This is a genomic window from Microbacterium atlanticum, from assembly GCF_015277815.1.
Taxonomy (GTDB): Bacteria; Actinomycetota; Actinomycetes; order Actinomycetales; family Microbacteriaceae; genus Microbacterium; species Microbacterium atlanticum.
Window position 1 is genome coordinate 2578262 of record NZ_CP063813.1, and the last position, 24287, is coordinate 2602548.

The window sequence follows — 24287 nt, forward strand, 5'->3', positions numbered from 1 at the left end:
ATCACCGCAACGTCGGACCGATGCGGCGCATCCGACCGCGTTTCCGGTGATCTCCGTCGTTGCGGCGACGCGACGGGGTGCCGGCCGGGGAACTCCTAGCCCGCTCCCAGGTTGGCGGGACCAAAACGGGCGCGGCATCCGTTCTCCTCAGTGACGCCGCAGCCAGCTGCGTCGCTTCAGGAGGAATCGTGAGCATCGAGTACCGCAGAACCCCCCGTCTTCCGCGACGGCCCCCGCCAGGCCGGCGGGCTGAGATACTGCATGAACTCGGCTGCACTGCGCTTCGTGCCCGCATCGTCACTCGAGGACGAGGGCTACGGGGCCTACCGACACCTCTTCACCACCGAGAACCAGGAGCACGCATCATGACCAGCGGTCCCTTCGACACCGGCGAGATCACCCGCACCCCGGGCACCGAGACGGCGGTCCTCGCCGGCGGCTGCTTCTGGGGCATGGAGGACCTCATCCGCCGCCAGCCCGGCGTGCTCGCCACCCGCGTCGGGTACACCGGCGGCGAGAACGCGCACGCGACCTACCGCAAGCACCCGGGTCACGCCGAGGCTGTCGAGATCGTCTTCGATCCCACGAAGACCTCGTATCGCGACATCCTCGCGTTCTTCTTCCAGATCCACGACCCGTCGACGCTGAACCGCCAGGGCAACGACATCGGCACGAGCTACCGCTCGGCCATCTTCCCCCTGACGCCCGAGCAGGAGCAGGTCGCGCGCGAGACCATCGCCGATGTCGACGCCTCGGGTCTGTGGCCCGGCAAGGCTGTCACCACAATCGAGCCCGCGGGGCCGTTCTGGGAGGCCGAGCCCGAGCACCAGGACTACCTGCTGCGCATCCCGAACGGGTACACCTGCCACTTCCCGCGGGCCGGGTGGGTGCTGCCCAAGCGCGCCGACGCCACCGCGTGACGTGACCGGGATCGGATGCCGCGGCCCGAGGCCGCGGCATCCGTCATGTCAGTGCGACGAAGCCCACGCCGTGAGCGTCGTGAGCGGGATCCCCGACTTGGAGTCCTTCGCACTCAGTCGCAGCGCCTTCGCGATCTGCAGCGTCGAGCAGCCGCCGGCGTCGACCACCGTCACGCCGGCGCTGCGGCCGGTTCCGTCGATGAACTGCCCCGCGCGGTCGGCGAAGTACCGGCCGGCGAGGGGCTTGCTGACCGCGTCGGGCAGGACGGTGCCCGGGCACGCGTCGGCGGTGTCCGGTGCGCCATCCCTGTCGGCATCGGACGGGACGGGTGTCGTGCCGCCGCCGGACGCGCTCGAACAGTCGAACGTCCACGTGACCGCCGCGGGCGCTGTGCCCGCCGGCAGCAGGCTCCAGCCCAGACTGTACGACCCGTTCGCGGGAGCCACGAAGGTGATGCCCTGCGATGCGTCCGCCGCGTAGAACGTGAACGACAGTCCGGTCGACATGCTAAGACTGATCTGGTCGCCTGCCCCGGCAGGCGACACCCGCGCGGTGATCGACTCCCCCGCCCGCAGCCCGACACCGCTGTAGACCACGGACGACTGCGTCGACGTCAGCCCTTCGAAGGTGGCGCACGAGTACGCCGTCGTGACGGCACCTCCGCCGCCGCCGGGCTTCGCGGCCGACGCTGGCGACACGGCCAGCGCGACCGCGATCGCCACTCCGGCGGCTGCCCCGATCGCGGCGATCTTCACTCGTCCTCGCATGCGCTCTCCCCACCCCAGAGGTCACGGAGCGGCCCTCCATCGGGCCGCTGACCACCAGCAGTACCAGAAGAGTGCGCACATCCGCCAGCTTTTCGGGCGCAGTCAGCGTCCGGCGACCCCATAGGGCGATGCCCGCCGTTCGTCAAGAGGGTGCGCCGCGTCGCGTGCGCCGCGCACGCTGGAACCATGACGCAGATCATCGAGACCATCGACGTCGACGTGCCCGTCACGATGGCGTACAACCAGTGGACCCAGTTCGAGAGCTTCCCGCACTTCCTGGAGGAGGTGGAGTCGATCACCCAGATCGACGACACCCACAACCGCTGGAAGGTGAAGATCGGACCCTTCGAGCGGGAGTTCGACACCGAGATCACCGAGCAGCATCCCGACGAGCGCGTCGCGTGGCGCAGCACCGGCGGCGAGACCGCCCACGCCGGCGTGGTGACGTTCCACAAGCTGGACGAGGACAAGACCCGCGTGACGGTGCAGATCGACTGGGAGCCGACCGATGCGATCGAGAAGCTCGGCTCTCTCGTCGGCGCCGGCAAGCACGCCGTGAAGAAGGATCTCGAGAACTTCAAGGAGTTCATCGAGAAGGCGCCGCGCGAGACGGGCGCCTGGCGCGGTGACGTTCCGCGCTGACGCCGGCGCGACGGACAGCGGATGCCGCACCCCGGCCGGGGTGCGGCATCCGCTCGTCTACGCCCCGTCGTCCGCGACCGGCTCGACCGGCACCGTCGGCTCGACGGGCTCGACCGGCTGACGCAGGATCGTGCGCAGCCGCTCCGGAGCCGACCGCCGCGGGTCGGCGAGGTAGATCTCGTGGTGACGTCCGGTCATGCGCAGTCCCCGCGACGGGATGAACCGGTCGTGCATCTCGGCCAGCACCGGCGCCTCGTCGTCGTACGAGCCGATGTGCAGCGTCTGGACGCACGTCCCCTCGGCGAGCTCTGCCAGCCGGAGCGAAGAGACGGCAGGCGTGCCGCCCTTGTCGGCCACGGACCGGCGGGCGCGCTCCACGTCGGCCTCGTCGATCCACTCGGGCACGAGGATCATCATCGTCCAGCTCCACCTCGACTTGTCGCGCGAGGTCGTGAACGTCTCCATGTCATCGGACCACCACAGCCCCTCGAGCGGCATGACGACGTAGTCGCGGTCGAGCTCTGACTTGCTGAGGAACTTGATGCGATACGACACGCCGTAGAGCGCGGCGACCGCGTCGGCATAGTCGGCGGAGGTGTTGGGATCGCCGTAGCCGTCGACCATGAGATACCGCAGCGCGGGCACCTCGACCACCTCGAACACGCCCCGGCGGGCGGTGTACGAGGGAATCGTCCGCTTCAGGTCGACCTTCGTCAAACCGCGTCCTCGGCTGTCTGCGACTGCCCATGCGCGGACGACTCGGACTTCCGCCCGCCCGCCTCGAGGACGTCGCCGGCCGGGAGCTCCTGGTGGCCGCCGAACTGCAGCCGCATGGCCGAGAGCACCTGGTTGGCGAAGCGGTCCTCGTCGCGCGAGGCGAACCTCTCGAACAGCGAGGCCGCGAGCACCGGGGCGGGGACGCCGGTGTCGACCGCCGCCTTGACCGTCCACCGGCCCTCACCCGAGTCCGACACACGGCCCGCGAGGCCGTCGAGCGTCGAATTCCCGTGCAGCGCGGCCGCCGTCAGATCCAGAAGCCACGAGGAGATCACCGAGCCCCGTCGCCACAGCTCGGCGACCCGGGGCGTGTCGATCGTGAACTGGTAGAACTCCGGCTCCTCCAGCGGCGCCACTTCGGCGGAGTGCTCCGCCTCCTGGACACCCGCATCGGCGTGCTCGAGGATGTTCAGCCCCTCCGCCAGGGCGGCCATGACGCCGTATTCGATGCCGTTGTGCACCATCTTCACGAAGTGCCCGGCCCCCGACGGTCCGCAGTGCAGATAGCCCAGCTCCTCGGGCGCGAAGTCGCCCTCGCGTCCGGGCGTGCGCGATGCCTCGCCGCTGCCCGGCGCGATGGTGCGCAGGATCGGCTCGATACGCTGGAACGCCTCGTCGGGCCCGCCCACCATGAGGCAGTAGCCGCGCTCCAGGCCGAACACGCCGCCGCTCGTGCCGACATCGACGTAGTGGACGCCGGTGGGCTGCAGCGCGACCGCGCGCCGTACGTCGTCGCGGTAGTTGGAGTTGCCGCCGTCGATGACGATGTCGCCCGGCTCGAGCAGGGCCGCCACCTCGTCGACGACCTTGCCCGTCAGTCCCGCCGGGATCATGAGCCACACCGCGCGGGGCGCGGCCAGCTTCGACACCAGGTCGGCAAGGCTTGCGGCCCCTACCGCCCCCTCGCCGGCGAGCGTCGCGACGGCATCAGGGCTGACGTCGTACACCACGCACTCGTGACCGTCGCGCATCAGACGCCGGACGATGTTCCCACCCATCCGGCCGAGGCCCACCATTCCCAGCTGCATCGCCGCTCCTCACTCGTCGGTCGGGCGCACCGCGGACGGATGCCCGTGGTCGAAGTCTAGGCAGGCCCCGGCCGTCGGGAGCGGGTTCGGGCAGAACGGCCGGGCGGGACCGGGTGCGTGCTTGACTGAGACCATGCGCGAAGTGGCGATGTTCCCGCTGGGAAGCGTGCTGTTCCCCCACACGCCGCTCCTCGTGCGCATCTTCGAGCCTCGCTACCTGACGATGCTCGGCAGGCTGCTGGACGAGGTGGACCCGCGTTTCGGGGTCGTGCTCATCGAGCGGGGGCGCGAGGTCGGGGGCGGCGACGTGCGCACCGGCATCGGGACGTTCGCGCGGCTGATCCGGGTGGAGGCGGCGAACGAGGCGATGTACGCCGTCGCTGTCGGGGGTGGTCGGTTCGAGGTCGCGGAATGGCTCGACGACGACCCGCATCCACGTGCCCGGGTCACCGGCGTGCCGGAGCTGGAGTGGGACGACGCCCTGACCGCGCTCCGCCGCGAGGCCGAGGCCATCGTGCGCCGCGTGGTGGCCCGGGCCAGCGATGCCGCGTCCGACAGCCTCGAGGCCGTGCGGTGGGATGCCGCGACCCCGCTGTCGGACGATCCGGTCGAGGCCGCCTGGCAGCTGGCCGCCCTCGCGCCCCTGGGCGAGCTGGACCGCCAGCTGCTGCTGCGCTCGACGACGATGGGCGGCCTCCTCCGCGCGATCATCGACCTGACGCTGGACATCGAACCGGTCATCACGGCGCGCCCGGCGGACGACGGAGGCTACTCGGCGGCCGGCTGAATCAGCCGTTGATGATCGTGCTGAAGGCGAGGACGATGATCAGCGCGTTCAGGAAGAAGCTCGTCACCGTGTGCCAGACCACCGTCCAGCGCATCCGCGTCGTCATGACCTGCACGTCCGAGACGGAGAAGTTCGTCGCGTTCGTGAACGAGAAGTAGACGAAGTCGGCGATCCGCGGCGCCGCCGTCCCCGGGAAGACCAGCGGCGGGGGCTTCGCGATCCGGTAGCGCCGGTGGTAGATGCGGGCGAACCCCCAGTGGTACAGCGCCCACGACAGCAGCATCGCCGAGATCGCCACCGGCTCGACCCAGCCGGCCCAGTTCGGATCGTCGCGGAGAATGAGGATCTCGGTCGCCGCGACGAGCCCCACGGTGCTCGCCAGGAACGTCGCCACGACGCTGACGACGGCGACCGCGGGGTGCAGGTCGAGCCGCCCGAGCCACCGGGGCGCCGCGATCTCGGACCGGCGCACGCTGATCGCCACCGCGATCACGGACGCCAGCCAGTACACGCCGCCGATGAGACACCACAGCGCCAACGCGTCCACGGTGTGATCCGGATCCTCCGCGAGGAGGATCGCGAGGCCGACGCCGATGAGGGCGAGCTGCACCAGCAGGTCCGCGACCCGCAGCACCACCGCTCCCACCACCAGGCCCCCCAAAGCGATCCTCGGTGCCACCGTAGCGGGTGGCCTCAGTCGCCGCGCCCCGGGCGCCCGGCGAAGCCGGCGAACAGCGTGTGCAGCAGCGGAATCACCGACCCGATCATCAACACCGTTCCCACGAACAGGTCCTCGGCGCGCAGCACCGCACCGCTGATCAGCAGGGCGGCGAAGAGCACGGCCGAGATCGCGCGTCGTCCCATGCGCTCCAGGCGTCGCAGCCGCTGGTCGAGTTTGGGCGCATCGGCGACGAGACGCCCGTTCTCCACGCGCGTGATCACGTCGTCGAGCCGTCGGGGCAGTCGCGCCATCACCACCGCGGTGGCGGCCGTCTCACGGGCGACGGCCTGAACCGCGTTGCCGCGCTCGTCGCGGATGAGGCGATCGGCGTACGGCTCGACGGCATCCCAGACGTTGAACGCCGGGTCGAGCGAGCTGCACATCCCGCTGGTGAGCGAGACGGCCCGGATGATGAGCAGGAAGTTCTCGGGCAGCTGGAACGGCAGCGATCGCACGACGTCGCCGAACTCCGTGGCGAAGGCCTGGAACTCCCGCGGGTCGACCTTCTGCAGCTCGGCGAAGCCCATGCCGCCGAAGCGGGCGAACAGCGCGGTCATCGCGCGCTCCAGCTCGCCGGTGTCGGCGGAGGGGAGGAGGACGCCGACGTCGCGGATGCTCTCGATCATCTTCGCGCTGTTGCGGGACGCGACCGCGATGATGAGCTGCTGCAGCCCGTGACGCAGCCGGTCGGGGACCTCACCCATCATCCCGAAGTCGATGAAGGTGAGGGTGAACCGCTGACCCGAGCCGCCGTCGGTACGCGGAAGGGGGGTGACGAAGATGTTCCCCGGATGCGGATCGGCGTGGAAGAAGCCGTGCGAGAACAGCTGATCGAACATGACGTTCGCGAACTCGACGGCCACCCGGGCGGGGTCGATGCCGGCGGCACGAAGCCCGTCGACGTCGTTGATCTTGATGGCGGTGACGTCCTGCAGCGTCAGCACGCGCCGCGTGGTCCGCTCCCACGCGACATCGGGCACGGCGACGCGCGCGTCGCCGGCGAAGTCCGCAGCGAACCGCTCCGCGTTCTGCGCCTCGTGGAGGTAGTCGATCTCCTCCCGGCTGGTGTGGGCGAACTCCTCCAGCAGCGCCGGCAGGTCGACGTGGTCGCGCACGACCTGCACCCGGTCGAGCCACGCCGCCACGCGACGCAGCGCCGCGAGATCGACGTCGACGATCGCCTCGATGCCCGGCCGCTGCACCTTCACGACGACGTCGCCGGATCCCGCCTGGGCGGCGTCCTCACTCGTCAGGCGGGCGCGATGCGCCTGCCCGAGGGATGCCGCCGCGACCGGCGTCTCGTCGACCCACGCGAAGGCCCGCTCCAGCGGCAGGCCCAGCTCGGCCTCGGCGAGCGCGCGGATGGCGGGGAAGGCGACGGGCGGCACCTCGTCCTGAAGGCCCTCGAGCTCCTTCGTGATCTCGGGGGGAAGGACGTCCAGCCGCGATGAGAGGAACTGGCCGACCTTGATCATGAGGCCGCCGTACTGCACGGCCAGGACATGGAACCGGCGCGCGATGTTCTGCAGGCGCCGGGCGCGCCCACGGGCGGCGAGCGCGCCCAGGCCGAGCCGCGGCAGGAACCGCTCGTACCACCACGCCTGGACCATGTAACGTCCGGCGAACCGCAGGATCCTGCGGTAGCGGGCGCGCGTGTTCCCGACGTCGGCCATCGAATCTCCTAGATCGCGGTGCCTGCGATCCCGATCGCCCGGGATCGCACGCCCCGTCGAACCCGCGGGCTCGGGCCGGCGTCGGTGCGCACGCCGCGGGCGGTCAGTCCTGGGCCAGGATCGAGTAGAGCTTACGCCGCGCCTCGTCCAGGACCTCGACGGCCTGGGCGACCTGCTGCGGCGTGCCGCTGCGGCCGACCTGTGCCGCCGCCTGAGCGAGCTTGGCGCCCGCCTTGGGAAGCGCCGACGTGCGACCCGTGTCGCGAGCGGTGAAGGACTCCCACGGCGCCGACCTGTCGCCGGCCGAAGACGACGCCTCGGCACGACCGGCCTCCGTCAGCGAGTAGGTCTTCTTGCCGTTGGACTCCTCCGCAGCCACCAGCCCCTCGTCGGCGAGCAGCTGGAGCGTCGGATACACCGAGCCGGGGCTGGGCTTCCACGCGCCGTCGCTGCGGGTCTCGATCTCCTGGATGATCTGGTAGCCGTGCATGGGCTTCTCCGCAAGGACGGCAAGCACCGCGGCGCGGACGTCACCCTTCGCGACGCGCGGCGAGAACCCCTTCTCGAAGGCATCGCGCAGCTGGTCCATCGCGTCCCAGAGGCTGCTGGGCAGTCCACCGCCCTGACCCTGACCTCCGGGACGGGAACCGAAATTGGGGAATGAAGCACTCATCGCCGTCTCCTCACGAGCGTCTGCCGATAGCCTGACGATACATACCGATATATCGCTGAACAAGGTGTGGAGCTGGGCGTTCGCTGTGCGATCGGGCGACGAACGCCCTCGACCCCGCACCGAGGGCGGGGAACCATCACCACCCCAGCGAACCGGGAGCCCCCTTGAAGGGCCCGACGATGTCGGGGGTGATCCAGCCGCCGTAGAAACGACCAGGCTGCGGCACGACCTCGACGCCGTCGACCGTGCAGCGATCCATGTCGCGCGCGTACACCGCCACCCGGTCGGCAAGCTGCTCGTACCCCGCCGCCGGGCGCGGATAGGTCCACGCGGCGCGCGGCCGGGTCTCGCCTCCGCCCCGGACGTCGAAGTAGCGTGCCCCGCCCTTGAACTCGCAGAACGACGAGCCCTCCCCCGGCGTCAGCGCGCCGGGGGCGAAGGCGGCGATCGGCAGGTAGTAGACGGGCGGGTGACTCGTCTCGAGGACTCGCACGATGTCGTGGGTGTCGACGATCACCTCGCCCCCGAGGTCGATCCGCACTTGCCGGGCGACCCGTTCCGCGCGCGGCGGTCTCGGATAGTCCCACACCGACTCCTGTCCTGGGCCGACGGGGTCGCGCTCGGGCTTCATGGGCGCCTCCTCTGCAGTGCGGTCAGGTTAACCCGGCCCGGAGGGTGGGAGGGCCGATCCGCCGCACTGTCAACCCCTCGCGGTCGAATCGAAGCCTTCGTAGGGTGCGAAGCGACGAAAGGACCCGTCCATGCTGCGCGCACTCGCCCTCAACTGCACCCTCAAGCCCTCTCCCGGCGAATCCAGCTGCGAGCTGCTCACCCGTCAGGTGCTCGACGCGCTGGCCGAGCACGACGTCTCGGGCGAGCAGATCCGCGTCGTCGACTTCGATGTGAAGCCGGGCGTGGAGGCCGACATGGGTGACGGGGATCAGTGGCCGTCGCTCCGCGAGAAGGTCCTCGCCAGCGACATCCTGGTGTTCGCCACGCCGACGTGGATGGGGCACATGTCCAGCGTCGCGCAGCGGGTGCTCGAACGCCTCGACAACGAGCTCTCCGAGACGGACGACGCGGGGCGGGTGATCCTCGCCGGCAAGGTCGCGGTCACCGTGGTCCTCGGAAACGAGGACGGCGCGCACAAGATCACCGCCGACCTGTACCAGGCGCTGGGTGACGTCGGCTACAGCATCCCGTCGCAGGGCGGCGTCTACTGGAACGGCGAGGCCATGCACACGACGGACTACAAGGACCTGCCCGAGACGCCGGAGAAGGTCGCCTCGGCGACGGCGACGCTGGCGCGCAACGCCGCGCACCTCGCGACGCTGCTCCGGGAGCGGCCGTACCCTGCGCCGCCGTCGGAGTGAGCACGGCGCCTCCGCGGCGCCCTCGTTGCCGCTCGGACGTCACCCGGTCGCGGTGTCGCGGCCGTATGCCTCCAGCCAGCGCAGCCACACCTCGCTGATCGTGGGGTACGCGGGCACGGCGTGCCACAGCCGGTCGATGGGCACCTCGCCCACCACGGCGATCGTCGCGGCCTGGAGCATCTCGGCCACGTCCTGGCCCACGAAGGTCGCTCCGACGATGACGCGGCGGTCCTCGTCGATGACGACGCGAGCGCGCCCACGGTAGTCGTCGGCGTGCTCGCTGGCACCTGCCAGCTGCGCCAGATCCTGATCGATGACGCGGATGCGGAGTCCCGCCGCCCGCGCGCGTTCCTCGGTGAGCCCCACCGCCGCCACCTCGGGGTCGCTGAAGACGACCTGCGGGACGGCCGCATGATCTGCCGTGGCCATATGGCCGCCCCACGGCGCGTCGTCGGGCACGCGACCTGCCGCGCGGGCGGCGATCACGTCGCCCGCCGCACGGGCCTGGTACTTGCCCTGGTGGGTGAGGAGGGCGCGATGGTTCACGTCCCCGACGCCGTACAGCCAGTCCACCCCGCGCACGCGGAGGCTGTCGTCGGTGTCCAGCCAGTCTCCGGGCGTCAGCCCGGCGGTCTCGATCCCCACGTCGCCGGTCCGTGGCACCCGCCCGGTGGCGACCAGCACCTCGGCGGCACGCACGTCGGAGCCGTCCGAGAGCACGAGGATGACACCGTCCGCATCGCGGCTCGCACGCTCGACCTCGACGCCCGCGCGCACGTCGGCACCGGCATCCGTCAGCGCCTGCGCCACCGCCTCACCGGCGAACGGCTCCAGGCCCCGCAGCAGGCCGGACCGGGCGATCACCGTCACGGCCGCGCCGAGGGAGGTGAAGAGCGTCGCCATCTCCGCGCCGACCACGCCGCCGCCGAGGATCGCGAGGGAGGCGGGGACCCGCTGCACGCCGGTCGCCTCCCGGCTCGTCCACGGGCGCACCTCGCGCAGGCCGGGGATGTCGGGCAGCAGCGCCGCCGAGCCCGTGCACACCGCGACGGCGTGGCGCGCCGACAGAACGGTCTCGGTGCCGTCGCCCCCGGCGACGGTGACCTTGCGCTCGCCGCTCAGGCGACCGTGCCCGCGCACCAGGTCGATGCCGGCCGACTGGAGCCACTCGACCTGTGAGGTGTCGTCCCAGTCGTGCACCAGCGCATCGCGCCGGCGCAGCGTCGCCGCCACGTCGACCGAGCCGGTGACGGCCTCCGCCGCGCCGCTCACGCCGCGGGCGGCCCGCAGCGCCGCCGCCGGGCGCAGCAGCGCCTTGGACGGGATGCACGCCCAGAACGAGCACTCCCCGCCGACCAGCTCGCTCTCGACCACCGCCACCGACAGGCCCCCCTGCGTCGCGCGGTCGGCCACGTTCTCTCCGACCGGTCCCGCGCCGATGACGATGAGGTCGTACTCCCGAGCAGTCATGCGCCTCACGGTAGTCCCGAGCGACCGGACGGGGGTTATCGCCCGCGCAGCACAGCCGGGTCGAAAAGGTCAAGATCCGGCATCATCGCGCCGGATGTCGGCGGGGTGTGGTTTTCTGGACTCCGCCGAAAGGACAGCATGGCGATCGAATTCCGCGCGGTTTCCAAGCGCTTCGCCGACGGCACCCTCGCCGTCGACGACTTCAGCCTGCTCATCCCCGCGCACCGGATCACGGTCCTCGTCGGCTCCTCCGGGAGCGGCAAGACCACGCTGCTGCGCATGATCAACCGGCTCGTCGAACCGACGAGCGGCGTGATCGCCATCGACGACGAGCCGATTGCGCGCCGCGACCCGGTGAAGCTGCGGCGCGGCATCGGCTATGTGCTGCAGAACGCGGGCCTTCTCCCCCACTTCACGGTGATCGACAACATCGCGACGGTGCCCGTGCTCAGCGGCGTCGCGCGCAGGACGGCGCGCGGGCGGGCGCTCGAGCTGATGGATGTCGTGGGGCTCGACCGGGCGCTGGCGGAGCGGTACCCGAGCCAGCTGTCGGGCGGGCAGCAGCAGCGCGTCGGCGTGGCCCGCGGCCTCGCGGTCGACCCGAACATCCTGCTGATGGACGAGCCCTTCGGGGCCGTCGACCCGATCGTGCGCAAGGAGCTGCAGACCGAGACGCTGCGGCTGCAGCGCGAGCTCGACAAGACGATCGTGTTCGTGACGCACGACATCGACGAGGCGTTCCTGCTCGGCGATCAGGTCGTCATCCTGCAGGAAGGCGCCCACATCGCCCAGGTCGGCACCCCCGACGAGATCATCGAGAACCCGGCGAGCGACTTCGTGGCGAGCTTCATCGGGGTGGAGAAGGGCGCCAGGGCGCTGCGCCGCAAAGAGACGCCCCGCGGTGCGGTCGTGGTCGACGAGTCCGGCCGCACGCAGGGGGTGCTGGTGGAGGACGCGCTGTGACCTGGGTGCTCGACAACCTCGACCTCATCTGGGGCCTGTCGCTCGATCACCTGAGGCAGAGCCTGATCGCGATCGTGCTCGGATTCGTCATCTCGGTGCCGATCGGCTGGGCGGCGTTCCGGTACACCGCGGTTCGCGGGCCCACGCTGGCCACGGTCGGCCTGCTCTACACCATCCCGTCGCTGGGCCTGTTCGCCGTCCTCGCGGCCGCGTTCGGCATCCCGCTCCTCTCCGAGGCCAACCTCGTCGTCGCGCTCACGATCTACGCGGTCGCCATCATGACGCGCTCGGTCACCGACGGGCTGGCATCGGTCGACCCGGTCACGCGCGAAGCCGCCGTCGCCGTGGGGTTCGGCACGTGGCGGCGCTTCTGGACCGTGGACTTCCCGCTCGCCGGACCCGTGCTGCTGGCAGGGCTCCGGGTGACGGCGTCATCCACCATCTCGCTGGCCACCATCGGCATCCTCATCGGCGTGCAGAACCTCGGCTACCTGTTCACCAACGGGTCCCAGCGACGCATCATCCCCGAGGTGCTCGCCGGCGTCGTGGCCGTGGTCGTGATCGCGGTGCTCATCGACCTGCTGCTCGTCGTCGCGGGCAGGCTGCTCATGCCCTGGAACCGGCGCCGGCCGACCCGTGCCCAGCGCGCTCTGCAGGCGGTGACGGTGTGAACTACTTCCTCGAGGCGTTCGCCTGGATCTTCTCGCCCGACCAGTGGCCGAACGGCCTGCCGCTGCCCACCGCGATCGCGCAGCATCTCGCCTTCACGTTCGGGTCCGTGCTCATCGCAGCCGTCATCGCGATCCCCGCGGGGTGGACCATCGGCCACACCGGCCGCGGCCGGGAGTTCGCGGTGTTCTTGTCGGGCGCCGCCCGCGCACTGCCCTCGCTCGGCCTCATCGTCCTGCTCTACCTCGTTCTCGGCGTCTCCCTCAAGACCGAGGCCGCCGTCACGGCCTTCGTGCTGCTGGCGATCCCGTCGATCCTGGCGGGGGCGTACGCCGGCTTCGAGGCGATCGACCGCACGGTGATCGACGCCGGTCGCGCGATGGGCATGACGCCATGGCAGGTCCTCTGGAAGATCGAGGTGCCGCTCGGACTGCCGCTGCTCATCGGCGGCCTCCGCATCGCGACGCTTCAAGTCGTCGCCACCGTGACGATCGCCGCCTACGTGGGCCTCGGCGGCCTGGGCTACTACATCATCCAGGGCATCCCGCTGCGGGACTTCCCCCAGATCCTCGGCGCCTCGATCGTCGTCATCGTCCTCGCGCTGGCGCTCGACGGCGCCTTCGCCGTGCTGCAGCGCCTCGTCGTGCCGCGCGGTGTCACCGCACGACTCCAGTCCCCCCAGCGATCCCCCGGGACGCGCACGCGAACCGTCGCGAGCACGCCCGCCTGACCCTCACCACAACCGGAGGTCCCACATGTCCACAGCACGCACCCGCCTGACGCTCGCCCTCAGCGCGACGGCGATCGCCGCCCTCGCGCTGGCCGGCTGCGCCTCAGGCGATCCCCTCACGGGCGACGACGGCACCGCCGACGAGACCGGCACGTCGGGCCCGATCGTCGTCGGCTCGCAGGCGTACTACTCGAACGAGATCATCGCCGAGATCTACGCGCAGGCGCTCGAGGGCGCGGGCTTCGAGGTCGAGCGCAACTTCAACATCGGCCAGCGGGACGCCTACATGCCCTCGATCGAGGACGGGTCGATCGACCTGTTCCCCGAGTACACCGGCAACCTGCTGCAGTTCTTCGACGCCGACACCACCGCCACGACCTCGGACGACGTCTACGCCGCGCTGCAGGAGGCGCTGCCCGAGGGCATCACCGTGCTCGACCAGTCGTCCGCGACCGACCAGGACTCGTACAACGTCACCGCGGCGTTCGCCGAGGAGAACGATCTCGTCTCGATCGCCGACCTCGCCGGCATCGACGGACTCGTGCTCGGCGGCGCGCCGGAGCTGGAGGAGCGCCCGTACGGTCCGTCGGGTCTCGAGGAGGTCTACGGCGTGACCGTCGCGTTCCAGGCGACCGGTGACACCACCGTGGACGAGCTCGTCGCCGGCAACATCCAGGTCGCGAACGTCTACAGCGCCGATCCGCTCATCGAGACGCAGAACCTCGTCACGCTCGAAGATCCCGAGGGCCTGTTCCTCGCCTCGAACGTCGTCCCGGTCGTGAGCGCCGACCTCGCCGACGAGATCGCCGACGTCATCAACGCGGTCAGCGCCGCCCTCACCCCCGAGGGCCTGGTCGCGCTCAACGTGCAGTCGACCGTCGACCAGATGTCCTCCGACGACATCGCGGCGGCCTGGCTCGCCGAGAACGGGCTCGACTGATCCGAGACGCGAGAAGGGCCGGGCGGTCCCCGGCTCTTCTCGCGTACCGCGGCGCGCCCGGCCGCGGGCGCAGCTCAGCGCGCGGTGATCCTCGTCATCCCGACGCCGTCGCGGTCATCCGCGGCCGCAGATCGGGGGTGAGGGCTTCGCGCCCGTCGAACACGAAGCAGTCCCCGCTCCAATGGGCCCCGCCCACGCGCTCGAAGTAGCCCAGGATGCCGCCGTCGAGCTGATACGCCTGGACGCCCGCCTCCCGCAGGTACAGCGCGGCCTTCTCACAGCGGATGCCGCCGGTGCAGTAGCTGACGACCGTCTTGCCCATGAGCTCGGACGCAGCCACGGCCGCGGCATCCGGGAACTGCGTGAACCGCTCGAGGCGCCAGTCGAGCGCGCCGTCGAACGCGCCGTAGTCGACCTCGAAGGCGTTCCTCGTGTCGAGCAGCACCACCTCACGCCCCGCGTCGTCGCGCCCTTCGTCCAGCCAGCGGCGCAGCGTCTCCGGCGCCACCGCGGGGGCGCGCTCGGCGCCGGGCCGGATCGTCGGGTGGTTCATCCGGATGATCTCGCGCTTGACCTTGACGATCATCTTCGCGAAGGGCTGCTCGTCGGACCAGCTCTCCTTGACACCCAGTCGCGCGAATCGGGGGTCGGCCCGCAGGTGCCCGACGAAGTCACGCACGTCGCCGGGATCGCCCGCGAGGAAGAGGTTGATGCCCTCCTCCGCCAGCAGGATCGTGCCTCTCAGCCCGGCGGCGACGGCGCGGTCGCGCAGCGCCGGCCGCAGGGCGCCGGGCTCGGCGATGCGCGTGAACAGGTACGCCGAGGTGTTGAGAACGGATGCCACACCTCCAGCCTACGGACGCACCCCGTTCGCTCCGCGCCCCTGACGCGGCCGGGGTACTCCGCCGACGCGGTGCGGTCAAGACCCTCCCTCGGGGCGGGCGCGCGAACGAGGGTGGGAGGACGACAGCGGTGACAACCGCCCTTCGAGCCGAGGAGCGACATGAGCGACCCCACCGTCCCCGAGCCCATGCCGGGTCAGGTTCCCCCCGGAGAGGCGCCGCCCGGCCCGCCGGCACCGGAGCGCGCCGACCCGTCGCCCGGCCGGCCCACCGAGCCGCCGGCACCGTGGCCCGACGAGCCGCTTGCCCCGAACCCGGCCGAGCCGACGTTGCCGCAGACGCCGGAGACGCCGTTCCCCTGACCCGTGCTTGCGCGCGGCGCGGCGGCCGTCAGGACGCGGGCGCGCGCCCGGTGAGCAGTCCCTCGGCGACGGTCCAGAGACGCGATCCGGCGATCGGATCGGCGAGGCGGCGGTACGGCCGCTGAGAGGCGGCGGGACCACCGAGGTGGAACGGACCCGCGGGCCCGAAGAAGCACGGGGGCGCAGCATCCGTCACCGCCGCCAGCAGAGCCGGCTGCGCGGCCGCGGCCGGCGTGTTGCCCCAGCGCTCTGCCAGGGCCGCCGCACGGCCGTCTCGGGCACGCTCGCGCAGCGCAGGGGCGATCCCGGTGCCGGGGACGATCCCCGGGTGACTGAGGTGCACGGTGAGCGGCCCGTGGTCCCCGGAGGTGCGGCGTGCCAGCTCGTAGCCGAAGAGCCCAAGCGCGACCTTGGAGGCCGCATAGGCGCGCAGCGGTGCGTACCGGCGCTCGCTCTGGAGGTCGCCCCACGCGACCCGGGCCGCACCCGCGGCCAGGCTGAGCTGCACCACGACCCGCGCCGCGCGTGCACGCAGCAACGGCAGAAGCGCGGTGGTGAGCGCGAAGTGCCCGAGGAAGTTCGTCTGGAAGTGCAGCTCGAACCCGTCGGCGCTCTCGCGACGGCGACGGTCACCGAGAAGCACGATGCCGGCGTTGAGCACGACGATGTCCAGCGGCGCGCGCTCGGAGGCGAGGTCGGCGGCGAGCGCTGCCACGGAGTCCAGCCGGGCGAGGTCCAGATCACGCAGCTCGATACGTCCGCCCGGCGCCGAGGCGCGCAGCTGCGCCACCGCGCGCTCACCCTTCGGGCGGCTGCGCACCGGGAGCACGAGGTCGGCACCTGCCGCGGCGAGACCGCGGGCGATCTCGACCCCGACGCCGTCACTCGCCCCGGTGATCAGCGCCGTGCGCCCGCGCAGATCGGGCAGCGCGACGGGCGCGGGAGGGGCGGGTGTCATGGGTTCTCCACTCGGCTCATCAGTCGGGAGAGACGACGGATGCCGCTGATACGACGCCCACCGGACTCACGCCGGCCTCCACCGCCCGCGCCGCGGCGAGGACCACCTCCTCGCCGTGCGGCGGGCCGATGAGCTGCACGCCGGCCGGCATGCCGTCGCCGCCCATTCCGGTGGGGAGCGCGATCGCCGGCAGCCCCAGGAAGTTGGCCGCCACCGTGAGCCACAGGGCCCGCCAGGCGTCGTCGGCGGCGGCCGGGCCGCCGAGGTCGTAGTCCGGCTCGCGCATCCGCGTGGTCGAGACCGGCCCGAGGATGAGGGGCACGTCGACCTGCAGGCGCCGCCATTCCGCCGCGATCACGGCGCGCCGAGCCCAGGCGTCGGCGTACTCCCGCGCCGTCTCGTAGGGCACCGCCGCCGCGGTGCTGTCGCGGAGGAAGCGTGTCGCCGAGCGTCCGAGGGGGAGGCCGAGCTCGGCCGGGTCGAGCGAGATGAGCATGTCGGTGCACGACAGCCGACGCCAGACGACGGCGGCCTCCTCGAGCAGGGGCGGGTCGAGCTCGACCGTCTCCCACCCGGAGGCGCGAGTGCCTCAGCGGCGCGTTCGATGCCGACCGCGACGTCGGGGTCGACCGGGATGCCCCCGGGCCGGCGAACCACCCCGACGCGGCGCGGAACGGCGTCGGCGCGCACGAGCGGAGCGTCGACCGACACCGGGTCGTCGGCATCCCACCCGCTCATGACACCGAGCGCAAGCGCGACGTCGTCGACCCGGCGGGCCAGCGGACCGTTGACCGAGAACTCCTGCAGCGTCAGCGCGACCGGGCGGCCCTGGACGGCGGCCCGTGGAACGCGCCCGCGCGACGGGCGCATCCCGACGGCCCCCGTCGCATACGCAGGGATGCGCAGCGAGCCGCCGAAGTCGTTTCCGAGCGCGATCGCGCTCATGCCGGTCGCCACGGCGACGGCGTCGCCGCCGCTGGAGCCGCCGACGCTGCGCCCGGGGTTCCACGGGTTGACCGTGCGACCGAACAGGTCGTTGTCGGTGTCCCACCGCATGCCGAAGTCCGGCATGTTGCCGCGCCCGACGGGAACGGCTCCGGCGGCACGCAGCCGCCGGACGACCGCAGCGTCGCGCGGCGGCACGGCGGCGGCGTGGCCGCGCCAGCCGTTCGTGGTCGCCGACCAGGTCAGGTCGATGTTCTCCTTCACCGAGAAGGGCACTCCCGCGAGCGGGCCGGGATCACGGCGTCCCGAGACCGCGGCATCAACCTCCGCGGCTGTCGCCCTGGCCTGCTCGGTGAAGACGACAGTGAGAGCGTTGAGGTCGGGGTTGCGGCGCGCGATGACTCGCAGATGCCGCTCGATGACGGCCACCGCGGTGGTCTCGCCGCGGCGCACGGCACCAGCGATGTCGGCGGCGGAAGGCAGGACAGGCGAAGTCATCGGCTCCATCCCACCACGCCACCGGCGGTGACGCGCCACTGCTAGCACGCCGCCACGCGAAGAGCAATCCCCGGGTGTGCGTGGCGACCGGTGGCTACCGTCGAGGAAGCATCCAGCGCGGCGGGGATCCCACTCGGCCGGTCCCCCGCGAGAGGCGATCACGAAACGGAGCGACAGTGGCGACCACGACCGCGAAGAAGAGCACGGACAAGACCAGCACGACCTCCTCCGGGGCCGCCCGCAGCAAGCGCCGGACGGCGCGTGGCGGAGCCGGCGCCGAGCTCACGCCCGAGCAGAACGCCGAGCGCGGCTTCACCGCCTCCGAGTCGCTCAGCGAGAACCTGCAGAAGGTGCTCGTGGACCTCATCGAGCTCTCCCTGCAGGGCAAGCAGGCGCACTGGAACGTCGTGGGCCGCAACTTCCGCGACACCCACCTGCAGCTCGACGAGATCATCGAGGCGGCCCGTGATTTCGCCGACACCGTCGCGGAGCGCATGCGCTCACTGCACGCCCTTCCCGACGGGCGCAGCGACGAGGTCGCGCAGACCACCACCCTGCCGGAGTTCCCACAGGGCGAGATCGCGACGACCGAGGTCGTCGACCTGATGACGGAGCGGTTGGATGCCGTGGCCTCGACGTGCCGCGATGTCCACGACGACGTCGACGACGAAGACCCCACGAGTGCCGACATCCTGCACGCCATCCTCGAGCGGGTGGAGCAGCTCTCGTGGATGGTGAGCGCGGAGAACCGCACCCCGCAGCGGTGATCCCAGGCGCCCTGACGCTGCCCGCCCGTCCCCAGACCGGCGGGCAGCGCCGTTTCCGGGCTCATCCGGCGGCGGTGGCGACGCAGTGCACTGCCGGCGGCCGCCTCGGGCTACGGGGTCAGTGATCGGGCGGAACAGGTCGACGCGACCGAGCAGGCACCCGAAGGCGCGCCCATCGAGATCGCGCCCGAGCGCCCGGAGGAGTTCTCCCCGGGAGCCGACGCGGAGCTGCGCGCCCTCATTGCGGCGACGGCGGAGATGGAGATGGCGGAGATGGAGCTGACCTTCGGCCGCCTCGGCTGACGGGCGTCCGGGCGTCCGCCGCGCGCGGAGGGGGCGCCGGCGGAAGCCTGGGAAGATGGGGGCATGGCCGGCGGATACAGCGCGATCTCGAGCTATTCGCGCGTCGAGATCATGCGGCTGCTGCAGGAGCGCCCCCGGCGCGCCGTCGCCGAGCTGGTCGAGGCGACCGGGCTGCACGCCAACACCGTCCGCGAGCACGTGCAGCGGCTGATGGACGCCGGCTACGTGATCGCCGAGACCGAACGGCGCACCACGCGCGGTCGCCCGCGCGTGCTGTACTCGGCGGCGACGGGCGCGGAGCAGGCGTCGAGTCCGGTGGCGATCCGCCGGGCCGAGGAGGCCGCGCGCCGCGGTGACCTCCTCCGCCGCGTGTACGGGGAGGACTCCGGTGCCGACCTCGGCACCGAAGCCCTGCACCAGCTGGACGCACTCGTGGAGGACCTGGGCGACGCGGGCTTCGACCCCCTCGTCGACGAGCGCGCGCTGACGGTCGACCTCACGCCCTGCCCGCACGCGGCCTCCGCCGCGCACCGCGGCGTGCTGTGCGGCGTGCACGTCGGCCTCATGGACAGCGTGCTCGCCCAGGCCGGCGGACCGCTGCGCGTCGGGGGGATCGCGCCCTCATGCGACCCGACGCGGTGCGTCGTGCAGCTCGCCGCGTCCGGCGCCTGAGGGTCAGGCCGGCGCCGCGTCCGGAACGACCATCCGGTCCGGTCGGGAGTACACGTTCATGGACGAGCCGCGGACGAACCCCACGAGTGTGAGCCCGGAGGCGGCGGCCAGCTCGACGGCGAGCGACGACGGAGCCGACACGGCGGACAGGATCGGGATGCCTGCCATCACCGCCTTCTGAACCAGCTCGAAGCTGGCCCGTCCCGACACCTGCAGCACCGAGCCCTCGAGCGGAAGGCGGTCCTCCAGGAGCGCCCACCCGACGACCTTGTCGACGGCGTTGTGGCGCCCCACGTCCTCGCGCAGCACCAGGAGCTCACCCGTCGTCGCGTCGAAGAGGGCGGCGGCGTGCAGGCCTCCGGTCTTCTCGAACACCGCCTGCCCCGCCCGCAGCGCGTCCGGGAGCGCTGCCACGGTCGCGGCGTGCACGGAGGCGGCATCCGTCGCCACGTCGTACCGGGACGACTTCTCGATCGCCTCGATCGAGGCCGTACCGCACACGCCGCACGAACTGGTGGTGTAGAAGTTCCGCGCGATGTCGGTGACGGGCGGCGCCACGCCAGGCGCGAGCGCGATGTCGAGGACGTTGTAGGTGTTCTCGCTCGCCGCGGCCGTGCCGGCGACGGCCGGCCCGATGTTAAGGGGCGGCGCTACGGCGGCGGGCGGGGGCACGGTTCCGGTGCCCGGACCGCCGCAGTGGATCGCAGACCGGATGTCGCGCCCCTGCCCGATGACGCCCTCCGAGACGAGGAAGCCGGCGGCGAGCTCGAGATCATGCCCGGGCGTGCGCATCGTGACGGTCAGCGGCTCGCCGCCGATGCGGATCTCGAGGGGCTCCTCGACGACCACGGTGTCCGCCCGGCGCCGGACCGCGGCGCCGCCGGCGCCCAGCGCGATCCGGGTCACCGGGGTCCGGGTGCTCAAGCGCCCCACGTCAGCCGCCGATCGCGTTCATGCCGCGCGCGGGCTGCAGGAACGACGGGTCGTTGATGGCGTGCCCCGGCATCTTCCCGCGCACGCAGGAGCGCAGCATCCCGTCGATCCGGGCATCGACGGCGTCATCGGCCGAGGAGGCGCGCAGGACCGGCAGCAGGTCGTACTCGGTCGTGGAGAACAGGCAGTTGCGCAGCTGGCCGTCGGCGGTCAGGCGCAGCCGGTCGCAGTCGCCGCAGAAGGGGGCGGTGACCGAGGCGATGACGCCCACCGAGTGCGGCCCGCCGTCGATCAGCCAGCGCGCGGCAGGGGCGCCGCCGCGTCCGGGCACGGGGGTGAGCGCCCACCGCGCCGAGAGGGCGTCGAGGATCTCGTCCTGAGTGACCATGCGCGAGCGGTCCCAGGTGTGGCCGGCGTCCAGCGGCATCTGCTCGATGAAGCGCATCTGCGCGTCGTGGCGCATCGCGAACTCCACGAGGTCCACCAGCTCGTCGTCGTTGACGTCGCGCATCGCCACGGCGTTGAGCTTGAGGGGACGAAGGCCGGATGCCTCGGCGGCGGCGATTCCCGCCAGCACGTCGTCGAGGCGGTCACGCCGGGTGAGTGCGCGGAAGCGGTCGCGGCGGAGGGTGTCGACCGAGACGTTCAGACGCTGCAGGCCTGCATCCACCAGCGCCGGAAGCAGGTCAGGGAGGCGGATGCCGTTCGTCGTCATCGCGATCTCGACACGGTCGCCGGAAGGGCCGGTGATCGCGGCGAGGCGCCGGACCACCTCGACGATGTCGGTCCGCAGCAGCGGCTCGCCGCCGGTGAGGCGGAACGTCGTGATGCCGTCGGCGGCGGCCACCCGCGCGATGCGCTCTATCTCGTCGAGCGTGAGGATGCTCGTCTTCGCGAGCCACTCGTTGCCCTGCTCGGGCATGCAGTAGGTGCAGCGCAGCGAGCACCGGTCCGTGAGCGAGATCCGCAGGTCCCGGTGCACGCGCCCGTGGGTGTCGACCAGCGGTGCGCCCAGCCCGACCGGCTCGGCAGCGGCGAGCGCGGATGCCGAGGGCAGCGGCATCCGTCGTCCGATCGTGACGGGGATCGCGCTCACGCGCACGACTCCGTTCGCCTCGCCCGACTCGCCATGGTTCGAGGGTAGCCGCGTTGTGCGACCCCGGCGCCCGCGGTACGCGCATTATTCACGGCGCGCGAGCCGTGCCGGTGCTCGCGTCTCTGCGACGCTGAGTCGTGACGGGCACTCTGCGGGGAGTGACGCCCGTGTGGTCTGACCACATGCTACTGTGGTCAGACCACGTTCTGAGCGATCGGAGAACGCATCGTGGATCTGCTGGACCCTCTCCTGCTGGCGCGCTGGCAGTTCGGCCTCACGACGCTGTACCACTTCCTCTTCGTGCCCCTGACGCTCGGCATGGCGCTGACCGTCGCGATCTTCCAGACCGCATGGTTCCGCACCGGAGATGTGAAGTGGCTCCACCTCACGCGCTTCTTCGGGAAGATCTTCCTCATCAACTTCGCGATGGGCGTCGTCACGGGCATCGTGCAGGAGTTCCAGTTCGGCATGAACTGGTCGGCGTACTCGCGGTTCGTCGGCGACGTCTTCGGCGCTCCGCTGGCCTTCGAGGGCCTCATGGCGTTCTTCTTCGAGGCGACCTTCATCGGCCTGTGGATCTTCGGCTGGGACAAGCTGCCTCGGGCCCTGCACCTGGCGAGCATCTGGATCGCGACGATCGGCGCCTGGTTCTCGGCCTACTTCATCCTCGCCGCCAACGCCTTCATGCAGAATCCCGTCGGCTTCCGCATGGCCGATGACGGTTCACGCGCCGAGATGATCGACTTCTTCGCGGTCCTCTCCAATCCGGTGGCGCTCGCGGCGCTCCCGCACACGCTGTTCGCGGCCTTCATGATGACCGCGGGCGTGATCATCTCGATCTCGGCCTGGCACCTCCTGCGCAAGCAGAACGTCGAGATGATGCGGTCGGCGCTCAAGTACGGGCTATGGGGCATGATCGTGGCCTTCGGCGGCGTCGCGATCTCGGGCGACCAGCTGAGTTTGGTGATGGTCGCCACGCAGCCGATGAAGATGGCGGCCGCCGAGGCCATGTTCGACGCTGCGTGCGGGGCGGATGCCTCGTTCTCGGTGTTCACACTCGGGACTCCGGACGGGTCGACCGAACTGTTCTCCATCCGCGTGCCGTACCTCCTCGCGCTGCTGTCGACGCACTCCCTGGACGGCTGCGTCGAGGGCATCAACGACTTGAACATGCAGTACACGACGGAGCTCTTCCCCGAGTTCGCCGACCGGGTCGACGGCAGCTTCGCGCCCATCCTCTGGGTCACCTACTGGTCGTTCCGCTGGATGATCGGCCTCGGCGGCATCGCGGCGCTGACCGCGGTCGTCGGGCTGTGGCTGACGCGCAAGAAGGCCAGGCGCGAGGTGCCGGCATGGGCGTGGAAGCTCGCCATCTGGGCGTGGCCCGCGTCGCTGTTCGCGATCCTCGTCGGCTGGGTCTTCACCGAGATGGGCCGGCAGCCCTGGATCGTGTTCGGCCTCATGCTCACCGAGGACGGCGTCTCGCCCTCGGTGCCCGGCTGGACGGTGCTCATCTCGCTCACCGCGTTCACCCTCATCTACGCCGCGCTGGCGATCGTGGAGGTCGGGCTCATCATGAAGACCGCGAAGAAGGGCCCCGAGCCCCTCCCCGGTCCGGATGCACCCGACCCGCGCACCCTGGCGGTCGAAGACACCCCGACGACGGTCTACTAGGAGCCCCGGAGCAACGTCATGGATCTCGCCTACCTCTGGTTCTGGATCGTCGGATTCCTCTTCGTCGGCTACTTCGTGCTCGACGGCTTCGACTTCGGCGTGGGCATGTCGCTGCCGTTCCTCGGCAAGGACGATGTCAGCCGCCGTCAGGTCATCAACACCATCGGCCCGGTGTGGGACCTCAACGAGACCTGGGTCATCGTCGCCGGGGCGTGCCTGTTTGCGGCGTTCCCGGAGTGGTACGCGACGCTGTTCAGCGGCTTCTACCTCGCCCTCCTGCTGATCCTGCTCGCGCTGATCCTCCGCGGGGTCTCGTTCGAGTACCGCCACCAGCGCGACTCGCTGCGATGGAAGGCCGGCTTCGACCGGATGATCGTCATCGGCTCGGCGGTGCCGGCGTTCCTCTGGGGTGTGGCCGTGGCGAACATCGTGCAGGGCGTGCCGCTGGACGCTGCCCACGAGTTCACCGGATCGCTGCTGACGCTCCTCAACCCGTACGGGCTCCTCGGCGGCCTGACGACGCTGCTGCTCTTCTTCACGCACGGCGTGTACTTCGTCGCCCTCAAGACCGACGGCCAGGTCGCCGCGGACGCGCGGCGGCTGGCGGGCCGCGCGGGCCTCCTCACGATCGTCGTCGCGGCGGTCTTCCTGGCGTGGACGGTCCTGCTGGCCTTCGGCGAGGACCGCGACTTCGCGGTCGTCACGACCGCCCTGGCGACGGTCGCCGCCGTGCTGCTGATCGCCTCGTGGCTCTCCAACGCGCGCGGGCGCGAGGGGTGGGCGTTCGGCTTCGGCGCGTTCACGATCGTGGGGGCGGTGCTGGCGGTGTGGTTCGCGCTGTTCCCGTACGCGATGCCCTCGACGACGGATGCCGCCGGCTCGCTCACCATCGAGAACGCCTCGAGCACCGACTACACCCTGACGATCATGTCGTGGGCCGCGCTCATCTTCCTGCCGCTCGTGCTGGCATATCAGGGATGGACGTACTGGATCTTCCGCAAGCGCATCACCCGCTCTCGCATCGAGGCGGCGGCGGTGGCACACTGACCGATCCCGCGTTCGAATCGCGCGAGTCGCAGCTGCCGTCAGGTCGCGGCGGGGAC

At 71.3% G+C, this 24287-nt stretch carries 26 protein-coding genes and 2 pseudogenes; 14 read left to right on the forward strand and 14 right to left on the reverse strand.

Features of this window, described 5'->3' with window-relative positions; translation table 11 throughout:
- Positions 1–216: 216 nt before the first annotated feature.
- Together IR212_RS11800 and msrA are read left to right on the forward strand one after the other, a co-directional pair.
- Positions 217–369: pseudogene (locus IR212_RS11800) on the forward strand (peptide-methionine (R)-S-oxide reductase); the annotation flags it as partial.
- Complete coding sequence (msrA, locus tag IR212_RS11805) at positions 366–920, forward strand: peptide-methionine (S)-S-oxide reductase MsrA (protein WP_194396097.1); 555 nt, start codon at positions 366–368, stop codon at positions 918–920. The pseudogene IR212_RS11800 and the gene msrA, both read left to right, overlap by 4 nt.
- 48 nt (positions 921–968) lie before the next feature.
- Here the strand turns inward: msrA and IR212_RS11810 are convergent, their stop codons facing one another.
- Positions 969–1688 (reverse strand): hypothetical protein, encoded by a 720-nt coding sequence (locus IR212_RS11810; protein WP_194396098.1) that lies wholly within the window; start codon positions 1686–1688, stop codon positions 969–971.
- Between the two features lie 186 nt (positions 1689–1874).
- Between IR212_RS11810 and IR212_RS11815 the strand changes: the two genes are divergently transcribed.
- Entirely contained in the window at positions 1875–2330 is a 456-nt protein-coding gene (locus tag IR212_RS11815) for an SRPBCC family protein (RefSeq protein ID WP_194396099.1), read from the forward strand.
- Between the two features lie 57 nt (positions 2331–2387).
- On the opposite strand, the gene IR212_RS11820 is transcribed toward IR212_RS11815, so the two are convergent.
- Complete coding sequence (locus IR212_RS11820; protein WP_194396100.1) at positions 2388–3047, reverse strand: GyrI-like domain-containing protein; 660 nt, start codon at positions 3045–3047, stop codon at positions 2388–2390.
- Complete coding sequence (gene gnd / locus IR212_RS11825; protein ID WP_194396101.1) at positions 3044–4135, reverse strand: phosphogluconate dehydrogenase (NAD(+)-dependent, decarboxylating); 1092 nt, start codon at positions 4133–4135, stop codon at positions 3044–3046. Before gnd ends, IR212_RS11820 begins: the two co-directional genes overlap by 4 nt.
- 133 nt (positions 4136–4268) lie before the next feature.
- On the opposite strand from gnd, the gene IR212_RS11830 reads away from it, so the two are divergent.
- Positions 4269–4922, forward strand: a complete 654-nt coding sequence (locus IR212_RS11830) for an LON peptidase substrate-binding domain-containing protein (RefSeq protein WP_194396102.1) — start codon at positions 4269–4271, stop codon at positions 4920–4922.
- Between the two features lies 1 nt (position 4923).
- Here the strand turns inward: IR212_RS11830 and IR212_RS11835 are convergent, their stop codons facing one another.
- The 4 genes from IR212_RS11835 to IR212_RS11850 form a co-directional block, all read right to left on the reverse strand.
- Positions 4924–5583, reverse strand: a complete 660-nt coding sequence (locus IR212_RS11835) for a DUF1345 domain-containing protein (protein WP_194396103.1) — start codon at positions 5581–5583, stop codon at positions 4924–4926.
- A gap of 32 nt (positions 5584–5615) precedes the next feature.
- Positions 5616–7316, reverse strand: a complete 1701-nt coding sequence (locus IR212_RS11840; protein ID WP_194396104.1) for an ABC1 kinase family protein — start codon at positions 7314–7316, stop codon at positions 5616–5618.
- Positions 7317–7419: 103 nt separating this feature from the next.
- Positions 7420–7989 carry a PadR family transcriptional regulator gene (locus IR212_RS11845; protein ID WP_194396105.1) on the reverse strand — a complete coding sequence of 190 codons (570 nt, stop codon included), beginning with the start codon at positions 7987–7989 and terminating at the stop codon, positions 7420–7422.
- A 136-nt stretch (positions 7990–8125) separates the two neighbouring features.
- A complete protein-coding gene (locus tag IR212_RS11850) occupies positions 8126–8620 on the reverse strand; it encodes a DUF427 domain-containing protein (RefSeq protein ID WP_194396106.1) in 495 nt (164 codons plus the stop codon).
- A 130-nt stretch (positions 8621–8750) separates the two neighbouring features.
- Here IR212_RS11850 and IR212_RS11855 point away from each other — a divergent pair, with 130 nt between their 5' ends.
- Positions 8751–9362 carry a flavodoxin family protein gene (locus IR212_RS11855; protein WP_194396107.1) on the forward strand — a complete coding sequence of 204 codons (612 nt, stop codon included), beginning with the start codon at positions 8751–8753 and terminating at the stop codon, positions 9360–9362.
- Between the two features lie 39 nt (positions 9363–9401).
- Here the strand turns inward: IR212_RS11855 and IR212_RS11860 are convergent, their stop codons facing one another.
- Entirely contained in the window at positions 9402–10832 is a 1431-nt protein-coding gene (locus IR212_RS11860; RefSeq protein WP_194396108.1) for a dihydrolipoyl dehydrogenase family protein, read from the reverse strand.
- Positions 10833–10970: 138 nt separating this feature from the next.
- Here IR212_RS11860 and IR212_RS11865 point away from each other — a divergent pair, with 138 nt between their 5' ends.
- Genes IR212_RS11865 through IR212_RS11880 form a run of 4 tightly spaced genes read left to right on the forward strand, consistent with a single transcriptional unit; the run spans position 10971 to position 14134 of the window.
- On the forward strand, positions 10971–11795 hold the full coding sequence (locus IR212_RS11865; RefSeq protein WP_194396109.1) for an ABC transporter ATP-binding protein: 825 nt from the start codon (positions 10971–10973) through the stop codon (positions 11793–11795).
- Entirely contained in the window at positions 11792–12466 is a 675-nt protein-coding gene (locus IR212_RS11870; protein ID WP_194396110.1) for an ABC transporter permease, read from the forward strand. Before IR212_RS11865 ends, IR212_RS11870 begins: the two co-directional genes overlap by 4 nt.
- Entirely contained in the window at positions 12463–13194 is a 732-nt protein-coding gene (locus IR212_RS11875; protein WP_194396111.1) for an ABC transporter permease, read from the forward strand. Before IR212_RS11870 ends, IR212_RS11875 begins: the two co-directional genes overlap by 4 nt.
- A gap of 25 nt (positions 13195–13219) precedes the next feature.
- The gene (locus IR212_RS11880) at positions 13220–14134 is read left to right on the forward strand and encodes an ABC transporter substrate-binding protein (protein WP_194396112.1); all 915 of its coding nucleotides are present in this window, start codon (positions 13220–13222) and stop codon (positions 14132–14134) included.
- 94 nt (positions 14135–14228) lie between these two features.
- Here IR212_RS11880 and IR212_RS11885 read toward each other — a convergent pair whose 3' ends face one another.
- Positions 14229–14978: a sulfurtransferase gene (locus IR212_RS11885; protein WP_194396113.1), complete on the reverse strand. Its 750-nt coding sequence runs from the start codon at positions 14976–14978 to the stop codon at positions 14229–14231.
- A gap of 159 nt (positions 14979–15137) precedes the next feature.
- Here IR212_RS11885 and IR212_RS11890 point away from each other — a divergent pair, with 159 nt between their 5' ends.
- On the forward strand, positions 15138–15338 hold the full coding sequence (locus tag IR212_RS11890; RefSeq protein ID WP_194396114.1) for a hypothetical protein: 201 nt from the start codon (positions 15138–15140) through the stop codon (positions 15336–15338).
- Between the two features lie 28 nt (positions 15339–15366).
- Here IR212_RS11890 and IR212_RS11895 read toward each other — a convergent pair whose 3' ends face one another.
- The 3 genes and pseudogenes from IR212_RS11895 to IR212_RS17255 form a co-directional block, all read right to left on the reverse strand.
- Positions 15367–16296 carry an SDR family oxidoreductase gene (locus IR212_RS11895; RefSeq protein WP_194396115.1) on the reverse strand — a complete coding sequence of 310 codons (930 nt, stop codon included), beginning with the start codon at positions 16294–16296 and terminating at the stop codon, positions 15367–15369.
- Between the two features lie 19 nt (positions 16297–16315).
- Positions 16316–16792, reverse strand: coding sequence for an amidase family protein (locus IR212_RS17250; protein WP_273542095.1), 477 nt, complete (start codon positions 16790–16792; stop codon positions 16316–16318).
- Between the two features lie 143 nt (positions 16793–16935).
- Positions 16936–17748, reverse strand: a pseudogene (locus IR212_RS17255) (amidase); the annotation flags it as partial.
- Positions 17749–17915: 167 nt separating this feature from the next.
- On the opposite strand from IR212_RS17255, the gene IR212_RS11905 reads away from it, so the two are divergent.
- Complete coding sequence (locus IR212_RS11905; protein WP_194396116.1) at positions 17916–18506, forward strand: Dps family protein; 591 nt, start codon at positions 17916–17918, stop codon at positions 18504–18506.
- 366 nt (positions 18507–18872) lie between these two features.
- Complete coding sequence (locus tag IR212_RS11910) at positions 18873–19481, forward strand: ArsR family transcriptional regulator (protein WP_194396117.1); 609 nt, start codon at positions 18873–18875, stop codon at positions 19479–19481.
- Between the two features lie 3 nt (positions 19482–19484).
- Here IR212_RS11910 and fdhD read toward each other — a convergent pair whose 3' ends face one another.
- Positions 19485–20414: a formate dehydrogenase accessory sulfurtransferase FdhD gene (gene fdhD, locus IR212_RS11915; RefSeq protein WP_194396118.1), complete on the reverse strand. Its 930-nt coding sequence runs from the start codon at positions 20412–20414 to the stop codon at positions 19485–19487.
- A gap of 1 nt (position 20415) precedes the next feature.
- A complete protein-coding gene (gene moaA, locus IR212_RS11920) occupies positions 20416–21477 on the reverse strand; it encodes a GTP 3',8-cyclase MoaA (RefSeq protein ID WP_194398661.1) in 1062 nt (353 codons plus the stop codon).
- Between the two features lie 261 nt (positions 21478–21738).
- Between moaA and IR212_RS11925 the strand changes: the two genes are divergently transcribed.
- Together IR212_RS11925 and cydB are read left to right on the forward strand one after the other, a co-directional pair.
- Complete coding sequence (locus IR212_RS11925; RefSeq protein ID WP_194396119.1) at positions 21739–23184, forward strand: cytochrome ubiquinol oxidase subunit I; 1446 nt, start codon at positions 21739–21741, stop codon at positions 23182–23184.
- Positions 23185–23202: 18 nt separating this feature from the next.
- The gene (gene cydB, locus IR212_RS11930; protein WP_194396120.1) at positions 23203–24231 is read left to right on the forward strand and encodes a cytochrome d ubiquinol oxidase subunit II; all 1029 of its coding nucleotides are present in this window, start codon (positions 23203–23205) and stop codon (positions 24229–24231) included.
- Positions 24232–24287 lie beyond the last annotated feature (56 nt).

What these genes read in the sequence shown, in the direction of transcription:
- msrA (WP_194396097.1), top strand. Translation starts at nt 366, where the DNA reads ATGACCAGCGGTCCCTTCGACACCGGCGAGATCACCCGCACCCCGGGC.
- IR212_RS11810 (WP_194396098.1), bottom strand. Translation starts at nt 1,688, where the DNA reads ATGCGAGGACGAGTGAAGATCGCCGCGATCGGGGCAGCCGCCGGAGTG.
- IR212_RS11815 (WP_194396099.1), top strand. Translation starts at nt 1,875, where the DNA reads ATGACGCAGATCATCGAGACCATCGACGTCGACGTGCCCGTCACGATG.
- gnd (WP_194396101.1), bottom strand. Translation starts at nt 4,135, where the DNA reads ATGCAGCTGGGAATGGTGGGCCTCGGCCGGATGGGTGGGAACATCGTC.
- IR212_RS11830 (WP_194396102.1), top strand. Translation starts at nt 4,269, where the DNA reads ATGCGCGAAGTGGCGATGTTCCCGCTGGGAAGCGTGCTGTTCCCCCAC.
- IR212_RS11840 (WP_194396104.1), bottom strand. Translation starts at nt 7,316, where the DNA reads ATGGCCGACGTCGGGAACACGCGCGCCCGCTACCGCAGGATCCTGCGG.
- IR212_RS11845 (WP_194396105.1), bottom strand. Translation starts at nt 7,989, where the DNA reads ATGAGTGCTTCATTCCCCAATTTCGGTTCCCGTCCCGGAGGTCAGGGT.
- IR212_RS11850 (WP_194396106.1), bottom strand. Translation starts at nt 8,620, where the DNA reads ATGAAGCCCGAGCGCGACCCCGTCGGCCCAGGACAGGAGTCGGTGTGG.
- IR212_RS11855 (WP_194396107.1), top strand. Translation starts at nt 8,751, where the DNA reads ATGCTGCGCGCACTCGCCCTCAACTGCACCCTCAAGCCCTCTCCCGGC.
- IR212_RS11860 (WP_194396108.1), bottom strand. Translation starts at nt 10,832, where the DNA reads ATGACTGCTCGGGAGTACGACCTCATCGTCATCGGCGCGGGACCGGTC.
- IR212_RS11865 (WP_194396109.1), top strand. Translation starts at nt 10,971, where the DNA reads ATGGCGATCGAATTCCGCGCGGTTTCCAAGCGCTTCGCCGACGGCACC.
- IR212_RS11880 (WP_194396112.1), top strand. Translation starts at nt 13,220, where the DNA reads ATGTCCACAGCACGCACCCGCCTGACGCTCGCCCTCAGCGCGACGGCG.
- IR212_RS11890 (WP_194396114.1), top strand. Translation starts at nt 15,138, where the DNA reads ATGAGCGACCCCACCGTCCCCGAGCCCATGCCGGGTCAGGTTCCCCCC.
- IR212_RS11895 (WP_194396115.1), bottom strand. Translation starts at nt 16,296, where the DNA reads ATGACACCCGCCCCTCCCGCGCCCGTCGCGCTGCCCGATCTGCGCGGG.
- IR212_RS17250 (WP_273542095.1), bottom strand. Translation starts at nt 16,792, where the DNA reads ATGCTCATCTCGCTCGACCCGGCCGAGCTCGGCCTCCCCCTCGGACGC.
- IR212_RS11910 (WP_194396117.1), top strand. Translation starts at nt 18,873, where the DNA reads ATGGCCGGCGGATACAGCGCGATCTCGAGCTATTCGCGCGTCGAGATC.
- moaA (WP_194398661.1), bottom strand. Translation starts at nt 21,477, where the DNA reads ATGCCGCTGCCCTCGGCATCCGCGCTCGCCGCTGCCGAGCCGGTCGGG.
- cydB (WP_194396120.1), top strand. Translation starts at nt 23,203, where the DNA reads ATGGATCTCGCCTACCTCTGGTTCTGGATCGTCGGATTCCTCTTCGTC.